This window comes from Leclercia sp. EC_58 (assembly GCF_019584355.1).
Taxonomy (GTDB): Bacteria; Pseudomonadota; Gammaproteobacteria; order Enterobacterales; family Enterobacteriaceae; genus Enterobacter.
This window is the reverse complement of record NZ_VDAM01000001.1, coordinates 4,399,165-4,411,459: the sequence shown is the minus strand read 5'-3', so window position 1 is coordinate 4,411,459 and position 12,295 is coordinate 4,399,165. Positions and strand designations below refer to the sequence as shown.

Here is a 12,295-nt window from a genome sequence, read left to right as displayed (position 1 = left end):
AATGACTTTTGGTTATTAATAAATTACCTTGAGCTCACATATATACTCCTGCCACAAAGCTGTCAGTAAGGTCTACCTACTTGAAATGATAAAATTATAGCTTTCTACTCTAAAGAGATACGGCTCATCATACTTTCATATTTTCAAGGTAACACTCGTAACAATGGTTACATGCTATAATATCAACGCTTCATCGTTACGATTCTCAATTCAGCTTGGTAACGAAAGTAACACTTTCCATATCTTCGATTTGTTCTTATATTCCTTTTACCCTCATTATAATTCAATATTGAACGCTCTCCCTGGTACAAGAAACGTGCATACAACCACAGGAGATTACTATGCACGATATAATCAATCAGGCTCGCGAGCTGTTGACAGCACAGCTGTATCGTAACGAGTCCTTGGGGTCCCCCAAAGAAACCGAAAGCTATCTCGCCCTGAAACTCGGTGACCGTGAACAGGAGGTCTTCGCTGTCATCTTCCTGGATAACCGGAATCAGGTACTTGAGTATAAAGAGATGTTCTTCGGCACTCTTGCATCTACAAGTGTATATCCACGCGAGATAGCTCGTTTAGCGCTTTGTTTGAACGCCGCTGCCGTCATTTTCTCCCATAATCATCCCTCTGGGCATCCTGAGCCATCAGCGGCTGATAAGGCCATTACTGAACGGATACAGAAGGTGATGGAGCTGATAGACGTTCGGGTACTGGATCACATCGTCGTTGGTGGTGGTCGGACTGTCTCGTTCGCTGATAGGGGCTGGTTATGAACTGGAAATCATTAATTATTGAAGCGCTTGTCATGGCAATCACGACCTTTGCTACCGTGTTTTTCCGGGCGATGGCTGCACGTTATACCCCTGACGAAGATTTCTTCTAATTCTCCATCACATCCACTAGCTCACGCCAATAGCTCATGCCCTAAAGATCTACCATCGTCATAACGGTGGAATCACTGATTAGCACCCTTCCGAAAAGGAAAATGCCACGCTATTGGGAAAAGTCAGCATAGCATGCTCTATTGGTAGGTTAAGGAAATAATGAAATGGCAACTATCGGTTACGCCCGAGTATCTACTGCCGGGCAAAGTCTTGACGCACAACTGGCTGCGCTATCTAGCTGCGAGAAAATCTTTCAGGAGAAAATCAGCGGAGCTAAGAATGATCGCCCTGAACTTCAGGCAATGTTGGAATGGGTTCGGGAAGGAGACACTGTACAGATTACGAAACTTGATCGCCTCGCCCGCAACACCCGCCATCTATTGGAAGTATCAGAATTTCTGCAAGGAAAAGGTGTGGCACTAAATATTCTTAACATTGGTATTAACACGGCTACACCAACCGGAAAGCTGATGCTGACGATGATTGGGGCTATCGCCACATTCGAACGGGAAATGATGTTGGAGCGTCAAGCTGAAGGGATCGCACTGGCGAAACTCAAAGGCAAATATAAAGGCAGAAAGGCCACGGCACGCAGCAAATCTCAGGAAGTTCTGGACATGTTGGAGCAAGGACTGAACAAGCCAGAGATATCCCGTCGACTAGGAATCGGAATCACCAGCATTTATAGGATCGTTAAAAACAAGCCAAGTTAAAGGAATACTGAATGAACCACGGCACAGCATTGCTGACAGTCTTATCTCTCGTAATGGCTCCCACTCTCCCTGTAAAAGCAGAAACGAAAGTGATGGATATAGCGTTAGTCTGTGAGAACAGCATAACTGCTGATATCCATTACGCAGACGAACAGGGTTTTATTGATATCAACTCACCCGATGGCGATCGAAAGATACGCTTACATAAAGCCGAGATTGTCGATAAGTATTCGATCATCACCTTCTACGACGGCTCGTCACTGGCAAAGGTAATCTTTATGAATAGTAATAAACTCAACCACTTTGAATTACAGATAGGGCCAAAGGGTAAACTCAACACATGTAAGGGAGTCAGGCTATGATACTTAAAAATCGGCCAGAGGCCCTGTCATTCCTGGCTATTGTGATTGCCCTGGCATCGATCGGCTACGCGGCGTGCATAGTGGGCTACCAAGTCTGGACTACTGATGCTGACTACAGCTTCGGGTTACAGGTTATGCTGCCCCGCTTAGGGCTAATCATCAGCGGCTTTATGGGAGCATGTGGTGCATTCGCTAGTGCGAATAAATATAACCAGCAATCGAAAAAACTCGGCACCGTGTATACGCAGGTGTCGCTCATACTGTTAGCTATTGGTACTGCTCTACTTGTGTACGGGCTATGGAACTGGAGAACCAATTACCAGTTAATCTACAGCACACTTGGGCCAGCATTTGTGGGAAATGGAATGTTCATACTTATGCACAGGCTCAATTGGGCAACAAGTAAGATTGCCACAGTGGTCATCACAGCAGGTCTACTGATATCAGCCTTTGTAGTGGCAAGCATTGGTAGACCTTCACCTTTTGACGTATGGCAGTTTGTCGTTGTGTTAAATGGTGGGACTGGTTTGTTCATCCTGATGGCAGCACTGGGAGGCAGTTTTGTGATGAACGGTCTAATGAAGCAACTGACTTGATTGATGCTGTTCTAAGGCCCTTGCTTATGTAAGGGCTTTTTGCATAACTATATCAATAAGGGGATGTTTGTGGCCTTTGTATTGAAAACTGCTCGCAATTTTTAATGCCATACAGGGTGATCATGGTGAATCCTTTTGTCTTAAAAGTGGTCAGTTGCTCAGTAATTTCGATGGTTAAACGTTTGTGGAAATATAACACATTTGTTTTATTACCTTATTGAATATTCAGCGGCGGGACAAATTGTACTTAAGTCGTGAATATTATTTCATCTTTATTGCATAGAGCGCTGAGGGCCAAAAATGCATTTAAGAACAACTACAAAGTTATTTTCCCGGCTCTGATTAAGGTTATTTCAAAATATTGCAGTTGGTCACATAAAATTTAACGCGAAGGGCCCATAGTATCTACAAGCCAGTCGTACCAACGGGGGTAGAACAGTATCACTGATTAAAAACTCTTCACAATGATGATATATTCTCGTAGAATGGCCGATAATAATAAGAGAGGTAGTTATGATTGAACGTGAACTGGGGAACTGGAAAGATTTTATCGAAGGCATGCTTCGTAAATGACATTCAGCAAGAAACGCAAGAGCACTTAATTTTCTAAATAATAAAAGTGTGAAAATTAACACACAAAAAAGGCGGCCGGTAAGGACGCCTTTTTTATTTTCAGTATCTTATTTTTGTTTTTCCTTTAACGGGAAACGTCGCCGTACCAGAACAAAGAACAGCGGAACAAAGTAAATGGCGAGAACAGTGGCTGAAATCATCCCGCCCATCACCCCGGTACCCACCGCATGCTGGCTACTTGAGCCCGCACCAGAGCTGGTCGCCATCGGCAGAACGCCAAACACAAACGCCAGCGAGGTCATCAGGATGGGGCGCAGGCGCTGGCGACAGGCTTCCAGGGTGGCGGCCATCAGCTCCTGACCTTTTTCATTCATCTCGTTGGCGAACTCGACAATCAAAATGGCGTTCTTCGCCGACAGACCGATGACCGTTAAGAGCCCTACCTGGAAATAGACATCATTTTCCAGGCCGCGCATCCAGGTGGCGAGCAGGGCGCCAATAACCCCCAGCGGCACTACCAGCATCACCGAGAACGGCACCGACCAGCTCTCATACAGCGCGGCCAGACAGAGGAAGACCACCAGCAGCGACAGGGCATACAGTGCCGGAGCCTGAGCACCCGAGAGGCGCTCCTGATAGGACATGGCGGTCCACTCGAGGCCAAACCCGGCAGGCAGCTGCCGCACCAGATTTTCCATCACATCCATCGCGGTACCGGTACTGACGCCCGGCGCGGCTTCACCGACAATTTCTACCGCGGCGTAGCCGTTGTAGCGCTCCAGGCGCGGTGAGCCCGTCTCCCAGCGCGAGGTGGCAAAGGCCGAGAAGGGGACCATGCCGCCCTCTTTATTGCGCACGTACCACAGATTGATATCGTCCGGCAGCATGCGGTATTTGGCCGCCGCCTGCACGTAGACCTTTTTCACGCGGCCACGATCCATAAAGTCGTTCACGTAGCTCGAACCCCACGCGGTTTGCAGGGTGTCGTTGATATCGTCAATGGAGACGCCCAGCGCCTGGGCTTTACGCTGATCGATATCGATCTGCAGCTGTGGGCTGTCGTCCAGACCGTTGTGACGCACGCGGGTCAGGGAAGGTTCTTCTCCGGCCAGCTCCAGCAGACGGTCGCGGGCAGCCATCAATGCATCATGTCCGGCCCCGGCGTGATCCTGCAACTCCATATCAAAGCCCGCCGAACTGCCGAGCCCGCTGATGGCCGGTGGGCTGCTGGCAAAGACCCGCGCCTCTTTAATGCGGCTGAAGGCTTTGGTGGCGCGCTCGATAATGGCAAACGAGCTGCCGGTTGTGGCATCGCGCTCATCCCAGTCTTTCAGACGGACAAACATACGCGCCACGTTCTGTCCGTTCCCGCCCGGGCCGGAGCCGACGGTGGCAAAGACCGACAGCACGTTGTCTTTCTCCTGGTTAAAGAAGTACGACTCCACCTGCTGCACCACCTTCAGGGTCTGCTGCTGGGTCGAGCCGCTCGGTAACTGCACGGAGGTGATAAACATACCCCGGTCTTCCAGCGGCAGGAACGAGGTGGGCAGGCGCAGGAACATGAAAACCATGCCCCCCAGCAGCAGAATGTAGATCAGCATCCAGCGCAGGCTGCGATGCAGAACCCGCCCCACGCCCGCCTCATAGCGCGCCGCGTTGCGGTTAAACATGCGGTTGAACCAGCCGAAGAAGCCTTTCTGACCGTGGTGTTCACCTTTATGCAGGGGTTTAAGCAGGGTGGCGCACAGCGCCGGAGTGAGGATCATCGCCACCAGCACCGACAGCACCATCGCCGCCACAATGGTGATTGAGAACTGACGGTAGATCGCCCCGGTGGTACCGCCAAAGAAGGCCATCGGTACGAACACCGCCGACAACACCATGGCGATACCCACCAGCGCGCCCTGGATCTGCTTCATCGATTTACGCGTCGCTTCCCGGGGCGAGAGTCCCTCTTCGCTCATGATACGTTCGACGTTCTCCACCACCACGATGGCATCATCCACCAGCAGGCCTATCGCCAGCACCATCGCAAACATGGTGAGGGTGTTGATGCTGTAGCCAAAGGCGTAAAGCACCGTGAAGGTGCCCATCAACACCACCGGGACGGCGATGGTGGGGATTAATGTTGCGCGGAAGTTTTGCAGGAACAGGTACATGACCAGGAACACCAGCGCGATGGCTTCGAGCAGGGTTTTCACCACATCCTCAATAGAGGCCTTCACGAACGAGGTGGTCTCGTAGGCGATTTTGTACTCCAGCCCGTGCGGGAAGTAGTGCGACAGCTCGTCGAGACGGTCGATAACCCGTTCTGCGGTGGCCATCTCGTTGGCGCCGGAAGCCAGCTTGACCCCCAGCCCGGAGGCCGCCTTGCCGTTAAAGCGGCTCAGGTAATCATACTTCTCGGCCCCCATCTCCACGGTGGCGACATCCCCCAGGCGCACCTCGGAGCCATCCTGATTGACACGCAGGGTGATGTCGCGGAACTGCTGGGGCGTTTGCAACAGCGACTGGGAGTTAATGGTGGCATTCAGGGCCTGCTTATCCACGGACGGCGTGCCCCCCAACTGACCCACCGCAATCTGGGCGTTCTGCGATTCAATGGCGTCGGTGACATCTTTCGCGGTCATCTGGAAGCTGTTGAGCTTCGCCGGGTCGAGCCAGATGCGCATGGAGTACTGCGACCCGTAGGCGTCGATATCCCCCACGCCGTTGATACGGCTCAGCGGATCCTGAATATTACTGGCAACATAGTCCGCGATATCCTGCTTATCCATCGAGCCATCGGTAGAGACAAAGGCGATGGTCAGGATGTTGGTATCGCCGGTTTTACGCACCGTCACGCCCTGGTTTTGCACCGCCTGCGGCAGCTTACGCAAGGCTGACTGGAGCTGGTTCTGCACCTGCTGCACCGCTTCATCCGGGTCGGCGCCCGCGGTAAAGCTGAGCGTTATCGATGCCTGGCCGGTGGCGCTGCTCTGGGACGACATGTACATCAGGTTGTCGAGGCCCGTCATGTTCTGTTCAATCACCTGGGTAACGGTGTTCTCCAGGGTTTGTGCAGATGCCCCCGGATAGTTAGCCGTAATCCGCACGTTAGGCGGGGCCAGATCCGGGTACTGCTCAACAGGGAGAGAAAAAATAGCCAGCGTGCCGGTCAGGCACAATAAAATTGCCAGCACCCAGGCAAAAATGGGGCGATCGATGAAAAAATTCGCCATTAAAATAGGACCTCGTTTTGCTGCGCGTCGTAATTGTAGATAGCCCGCTTCACTCTAGCGGCAAGGGAGATGTCAAACGTGGAGAAATAAAGGAGATAATGTAAATTATCATGCGCTTTTTCCGCGCCATCGCCCTGGTGCAGCGGTGAGTATTGTTCATCTGCGTGGCTGCCAGGCGATCCCCCGCCTGTTTTTACCGTTATTTACCCTCGGCTGCGGTCGAAGAACAAAAGCGCACGCTCACCTGGGTACCGCCCTCTGGCGGCTGTGAGAAGCTCAGGGTTCCCCCCAGCCGGTCGGCACGTTCACGCATAATGTTCAGACCGTAGTGGCCCGGAGGTTCGCTGGCATCACCAATGCCGATGCCGTTATCGCAAATTGTCACCGTGTGCTTGCCATCCGGGGCGGTGATGCAGCAGACCGTGATGTCGCTGGCCTGCGCATGCTTGATGGCATTCAGTACCGCCTCCCGGACAATCTGCAACAGGTGGACCTGCATCTGTGCATCCAGCGCCAGAGACGAAAGCTGGCAGTCGAGAGTCAGCCGTGCAGCGGTCTGTTTTTGTAAGTCATCCAGCATCTCCTGCAACGCCGCCGGCAGATTGGCCTGGTTCAGCGTCAGGCGGAAGGTGGTAAGCAGCTCGCGCAGCTGGCGGTAGGCGGCATTCAGCGCCTGGGAAAAATCGGTAATGATCCTCTGCGCCGTTTCGTTTTCTTCCGGCACCGCATGTTTGAGTAGCGTTAACTGGATGCGCAGATAAGAGAGCACCTGCGCCAACGAATCATGCAGTTCACGGGCAATAGTGGCGCGCTCCTCCATCAACAGCAGCTGGTGATAGTGCTTCTGCGCCTGGTTGGAAAAGAGGCCGCGGCCAAGCATCGTCGCCACGCTTTTCATCAGCGGCATCGGGACGGGGCGCTGCGCGCTTTGCCAGCGCAGCTCACCGAAGCGGGTCTCCATCATCACTACCGGCAGCACCTGGGTGTCGAGATGCAGTGCGGCTTCACCCTCCTGCATCTGCCAGCCGTCGCTGGTGTGCAGGGCCAGATACGTGATCCCGGTATATTCGCAAACAATGTGCAGGATGTGGCGGAAGCAGTGACTGTCAATCTTGTCGGTGTTCAACGCCTGGGAGCAGGTAAACAGCATCTCCAGTTGCTGGTGGGCTTCGTGCAGGTGGTGCGTCTTCTCTTCAACCGAAATCTCCAGCGAGCGGTACAGGGTGTGCAGCTCCGCCGACATATGGTTGAAGGTGCGGGAGAGCAGGCCAAGCTCATTGGAGAGATCGGTATTCGGCACCGGGGTATCAAAATGACCTTGTTCAATGCGCAGACTGGAGGTGACCAGGTGATTGAGCGGGGCGACAACCTGCTGGCGGATGCGGCGGAGGGTGACAAACACCAGCAGAAAAATACTGGCCCCACCGGCAAAGGAGATGGCAAAGACCAGAGTGATCTTACGTTCGGCATAGTGCTGCAGGGAGAGGACAAAGGCGTCGATACGCGCCACATACTCGTCCATCTGCGCCTGATACCAGGCGTAATCACCCAGAGCGAGTTTCTGATCCACCGCCTGCCACCGGATCTGCAGCTGGCGATAGTGCTGCTTAACCTCGTCCGGGACATACCAGCTGTTCAGGGTTTGCAGGGCAGGGGCATCCAGGGTTTGTTGCCAGATCCGGCGATGAGGCACCAGGTCGACGCTGCCCCGCTGGATGTCGTAACCCAGGCGATAGCTCTGCATCCGTAACGAACCGGCCAGGTTGATGGCTTCAGCATCACGCTGGCCGCTGGCGAGAGTAAACAGCGCAATCGCGCTGGTGAGCAGCGACAGGGCAATGATGGAGAAAAAGGCCCGGGCAAGGCTGCGTGAAACAGGTTGTTTAACTCTCACCGGTCGCGTCCTGATAAGCATTTGTGCAAAGGAATGAAACGTAATTTCACCCGCGCTGAAATAAATTGATCTGATACAGGTTCAGGCGAAATATTTTCCGTTCCTGGGCAAATGAACATTGCCTGTTACCGTTGCGGTGGGTAAATACACTATTCCGTTAAAAGAATAAGGTTATCAGGGCCAGCAAGGGAACCGTCATGAACCGTTTTATTATGGCAAATAGCCAGCAATGTATTGGATGCTATGCTTGCGAGGTCGCTTGCGTCATGGCACATAACAATGAGCAACATGCCCTCAGCCAGCGCCATTTTACCCCGCGCATCACCGTGGTCAAAGAGGGCACTAAACAGAGCGCCGTAACCTGCCACCACTGTGAAAACGCCCCCTGCGCCCAGAGCTGCCCGAACGGGGCCATCAGCCGCATGCATGAAAGTGTACAGGTGGATCAGCGCAAATGTATCGGCTGTAAAGCCTGTGTGGTTGCCTGCCCGTTTGGCACCATCGAGATTGTTACCACACCGCTGGCGGCTACCGCTCAGAAGTGCGATCTCTGCCTTGAGCGTCCGCAGGGGCCCGCCTGTGTGGCGAACTGCCCGGCGGATGCCCTGTCGCTGGTGACCCCTGATAATCTGAACCAGCTGGCTCGCGCCCGGCAACTGCGCACGGCGCGCCATGAGGCCCAGCCGTGGCAGACCCGGGCGGCGAGCGTGACCAGAACAGGTAGCAAACGCGAGCAGCTGGAAGCTACGCCCGCGCGCGGCGAGCCGGATAAGCTCACCCCTGAGGCGCGGGCGGGCAATTTCAACGAAATCTATCTGCCGTTCCGTCCGGCACAGGCGAAGCGGGAAGCCGACCGCTGTCTTACCTGTGGCGAGCACTCGGTGTGCGAATGGACCTGCCCGCTGCATAACCATATCCCCCAGTGGATCGAACGGGTGAAAGCGGGGGATATCGCTGGGGCGGTCGAGCTCTCTCACCAGACCAACTGCCTGCCGGAGATAACAGGCCGGGTCTGCCCTCAGGACAAACTGTGCGAGGGCGCCTGCACGGTGCGCGATGTGGCCGGGTCGGTGACCATTGGCAACATCGAACGCTATATCTCCGACCAGGCGCTGGCGAAAGGCTGGCGACCGGATCTGAGCCACGTTACGCCGGTTAATAAGCAGGTCGCCATCATCGGCGCCGGACCCGCCGGGCTGGCGTGTGCTGACGCGTTGATCCGTCGCGGCGTCAGCGTCACGGTCTTTGACCGCCACCCGGAAATCGGCGGCCTGCTCACCTTCGGCATTCCGGCCTTTAAGCTGGATAAATCCTTGCTGGCCCGCCGTCGGGAGATCTTCACCGCCATGGGCATCCGCTTCGAACTGAACTGCGAGGTGGGTAAAGATATCCCGCTGGCGCAGCTGCTCAGCGAGTACGATGCCCTCTTTGTTGGGGTGGGGACCTATCGCTCAATGAAAGCGGGTATTCCCAACGAAGATGCGCCGGGCGTTTACGATGCGCTGCCGTTCCTGGTGGGTAATACCCGTCAGCTGATGGGGCTGCCGCCCTCGGTGGAAGAGCCCTTTGTCGATACCGCCGGACTCAACGTTGTGGTGCTGGGCGGCGGCGATACGGCGATGGACTGTGTGCGCACCGCCCTGCGCCACGGAGCGGCGAACGTCACCTGCGCCTATCGCCGGGATGAGGTCAATATGCCGGGCTCGAAAAAAGAGGTTAAAAACGCCAAAGAAGAGGGGGCTGCGTTTGAATTTAACGTTCAGCCGGTGGAGCTCACCCTCGATGACGCCGGGCGGGTCAACGGCATCCGCCTGCTGCGCACCCGGCTGGGTGAGCCAGATGCCCAGGGACGCCGTCGTCCGGAGCCCATCGAGGGCAGCGAGTTTGTGATGCCTGCCGAGGCGGTGATTATGGCCTTTGGTTTTAACCCGCATGCAATGCCCTGGCTACAGGCGCAGGGGGTTGAGGTGGATGACTGGGGCAGGATTGCGGCAAGCGTGGAATCGCGCTATCGCTATCAGACCAGCAACCCGCATATATTTGCCGGTGGCGACGCGGTGCGGGGAGCCGATCTGGTGGTAACGGCGATGGCGGAAGGGCGACACGCCGCCCAGGGGATCGCCGACTGGCTTGGGGTCGCTTCTCCTACCGAACATTAACCCGACGGGCGACAACGCGGGCTTCGCAGCGTAGTATGACCGGTATTGAGCGCAACGGAGCCCGTATTACCGTGAAAATTGAACTAATTAAAGACAAGTGCCTTTCGGATAACTATTTCATCCTGCGCAACCTGACCTACGATCTGACGCGGCGTAACGGTGAGGTGGTGCGCCACAAACGCGAAGTGTACGATCGGGGCAATGGCGCCACGGTCCTGCTTTACAACCGTGAGAAGCAGAGCGTGGTGTTGATTCGCCAGTTCCGCATTGCCACCTGGGTGAATGGCAACCCCGACGGGCGCCTGATTGAAACCTGTGCCGGGCTGCTGGATAACGATGAGCCGGAAGTGTGCATTCGCAAAGAGGCGATTGAAGAGACCGGCTTTGTCGTCGGCGAGGCACGCAAAGTGTTTGAGCTCTATATGTCTCCGGGCGGCGTAACGGAAATCGTCCATTTCTTCGTGGCGGAATATAGCGACACCCGACGTGCCGGAGCGGGTGGTGGCATCGAAGATGAGGAGATCGAGGTGCTGGAACTGCCCTTTGCTCAGGCATTATCGATGATGCAATCGGGTGAAATACGGGACGGCAAAACGGTGATATTATTACAGTATTTGCAAAGTTCCGGGTTAATGGCTTGATCTTATTGCCGTTAATAAGATGTATTCAAAATAAATCTATCCGATAAATCTGATTGAGCAACCCCGTTCTGAGCAGGAAGATACGCTCTGTCTGTTCAGCTATTGCTTTCGGGATCCTGCTATTCATGCGTCACTGCCTTTTATTTGTTTTCATGCTCAGCGTGCTGCCCTCGGTGTTAGCCCGGGCGGCACCTGCACAGCGGTCGTTTATTGACTGGCAGGTGACCTGCAACAACCAGAACTTTTGCATCGCCCGTAATGCTGGCGAGCATCACGGGCTGGTGATGACCTTAAGCCGCAGCGCGGGTGCAAAAACTGACGCGTTGCTGCGCATCGATCTCGGTGGGCTGGCAACGCCCGATCCCAAACAGCCCGCCATTGCCCCCCGCTTGCTGCTCGACGGCGAGCCGTTGCAGCTTAGCCCCCCGCACTGGCAAATTACCCCGTGGCGTCTGACGACCGACCATGCCGCCACCATTACCGCCCTGCTGACCACACTTCAGCAAAAAAGGGTCATCACGCTCGCCGGTGGCAAGCAGGTTATCTCCCTGGATGGGATGAAAGAGGCGCTACAGTTTATTGATGCCCAGCAAAAGCGTGGCGGGAGCGAAACCGCGTGGATCAATAAAGGGGCGCAACCCCCGCTGAGCGTACCGCCCGCACCGGCGTTGAAAGAGGTGGCCGTGGTGAACCCGACGCCGACGCCGCTCACCCGCGAGGAGCGTAGCGATCTGCTCGACTATGGCACCTGGCGTATCAACAACAGCCAGTGTTCGCTCGACCCGGCCCGTCGTGAAGTGCGGGTCACCGCCCTGACGGATGACAAAGCGCTGCTGATGGTTGGCTGCGAGGCGGGGGCATACAACACCGTCGATTTGGCCTGGCTGGTCTCACGTAAAAAGCCGTTTGCTTCCCATGCGGTACGTCTGCGCCTGCCGTTTGTTCCCGCCAGCGACAGCAGCGAGATGGAGTTAATGAACGCCAGTTTTGATGAGAAGAGCCGCGAGCTGACGACCCTGGCGCTGGGGCGCGGGATTGCCGACTGCGGTATCCAGACGCGCTGGCGTTTTACCGGCCAGCGTTTCCGTCTGGTGCGGTATGCGGAAGAGCCAAGCTGTGATAACTGGCATGGGCCGGATGCATGGCCGACCTTGTGGATAACACGCTGAAATGCCGGGTGGCGCTGCGCTTACCCGGCACACGAATGACGTTAAACTAGTAGGCCCGGCAAGCACAGCGCCGCCGGGCAAAC

At 55.1% G+C, this 12,295-nt stretch carries 10 protein-coding genes; 8 read left to right on the top strand and 2 right to left on the bottom strand.

The features are described from left to right. Nucleotides 1-341 precede the first annotated feature (341 nt). The 5 genes from radC (at nucleotide 342) to ypfM (ending at nucleotide 3,128) form a co-directional block, all read left to right on the top strand. Nucleotides 342-773, top strand: a complete 432-nt coding sequence (radC, locus tag FHC51_RS21455; RefSeq protein WP_104453856.1) for a DNA repair protein RadC — start codon at nucleotides 342-344, stop codon at nucleotides 771-773. Nucleotides 774-1,048: 275 nt separating this feature from the next. Beyond that, nucleotides 1,049-1,597 (top strand): recombinase family protein, encoded by a 549-nt coding sequence (locus FHC51_RS21450; protein ID WP_201523943.1) that lies wholly within the window; start codon nucleotides 1,049-1,051, stop codon nucleotides 1,595-1,597. 11 nt (nucleotides 1,598-1,608) lie between these two features. Beyond that, nucleotides 1,609-1,959, top strand: a complete 351-nt coding sequence (locus FHC51_RS21445) for a hypothetical protein (protein ID WP_163446128.1) — start codon at nucleotides 1,609-1,611, stop codon at nucleotides 1,957-1,959. Further along, nucleotides 1,956-2,555 carry a hypothetical protein gene (locus FHC51_RS21440; RefSeq protein ID WP_163446127.1) on the top strand — a complete coding sequence of 200 codons (600 nt, stop codon included), beginning with the start codon at nucleotides 1,956-1,958 and terminating at the stop codon, nucleotides 2,553-2,555. Before FHC51_RS21445 ends, FHC51_RS21440 begins: the two co-directional genes overlap by 4 nt. Nucleotides 2,556-3,068: 513 nt before the next feature. Further along, complete coding sequence (ypfM, locus tag FHC51_RS21435; protein ID WP_015572204.1) at nucleotides 3,069-3,128, top strand: protein YpfM; 60 nt, start codon at nucleotides 3,069-3,071, stop codon at nucleotides 3,126-3,128. Between the two features lie 107 nt (nucleotides 3,129-3,235). On the opposite strand, the gene acrD is transcribed toward ypfM, so the two are convergent. Continuing rightward, a complete protein-coding gene (acrD, locus tag FHC51_RS21430; protein ID WP_114314308.1) occupies nucleotides 3,236-6,349 on the bottom strand; it encodes a multidrug efflux RND transporter permease AcrD in 3,114 nt (1,037 codons plus the stop codon). Between the two features lie 199 nt (nucleotides 6,350-6,548). After that, entirely contained in the window at nucleotides 6,549-8,243 is a 1,695-nt protein-coding gene (narQ, locus tag FHC51_RS21425) for a nitrate/nitrite two-component system sensor histidine kinase NarQ (RefSeq protein ID WP_220436558.1), read from the bottom strand. A gap of 197 nt (nucleotides 8,244-8,440) precedes the next feature. On the opposite strand from narQ, the gene aegA reads away from it, so the two are divergent. The 3 genes from aegA (at nucleotide 8,441) to FHC51_RS21410 (ending at nucleotide 12,212) form a co-directional block, all read left to right on the top strand. Further along, nucleotides 8,441-10,402, top strand: coding sequence for a formate-dependent uric acid utilization protein AegA (aegA, locus tag FHC51_RS21420; RefSeq protein ID WP_220436557.1), 1,962 nt, complete (start codon nucleotides 8,441-8,443; stop codon nucleotides 10,400-10,402). Nucleotides 10,403-10,467: 65 nt separating this feature from the next. Further along, complete coding sequence (gene nudK / locus FHC51_RS21415) at nucleotides 10,468-11,043, top strand: GDP-mannose pyrophosphatase NudK (protein ID WP_103824708.1); 576 nt, start codon at nucleotides 10,468-10,470, stop codon at nucleotides 11,041-11,043. Between the two features lie 125 nt (nucleotides 11,044-11,168). Next, entirely contained in the window at nucleotides 11,169-12,212 is a 1,044-nt protein-coding gene (locus tag FHC51_RS21410; protein WP_220436556.1) for a DUF1176 domain-containing protein, read from the top strand. The last annotated feature ends 83 nt before the right edge of the window (nucleotides 12,213-12,295 follow it).

Bases quoted from the DNA above. Each gene is read 5' to 3' on its own strand.
- FHC51_RS21410 (WP_220436556.1), top strand. From the start codon at position 11,169: ATGCGTCACTGCCTTTTATTTGTTTTCATGCTCAGCGTGCTGCCCTCG.
- FHC51_RS21440 (WP_163446127.1), top strand. From the start codon at position 1,956: ATGATACTTAAAAATCGGCCAGAGGCCCTGTCATTCCTGGCTATTGTG.
- radC (WP_104453856.1), top strand. From the start codon at position 342: ATGCACGATATAATCAATCAGGCTCGCGAGCTGTTGACAGCACAGCTG.
- FHC51_RS21445 (WP_163446128.1), top strand. From the start codon at position 1,609: ATGAACCACGGCACAGCATTGCTGACAGTCTTATCTCTCGTAATGGCT.
- acrD (WP_114314308.1), bottom strand. From the start codon at position 6,349: ATGGCGAATTTTTTCATCGATCGCCCCATTTTTGCCTGGGTGCTGGCA.
- aegA (WP_220436557.1), top strand. From the start codon at position 8,441: ATGAACCGTTTTATTATGGCAAATAGCCAGCAATGTATTGGATGCTAT.
- FHC51_RS21450 (WP_201523943.1), top strand. From the start codon at position 1,049: ATGGCAACTATCGGTTACGCCCGAGTATCTACTGCCGGGCAAAGTCTT.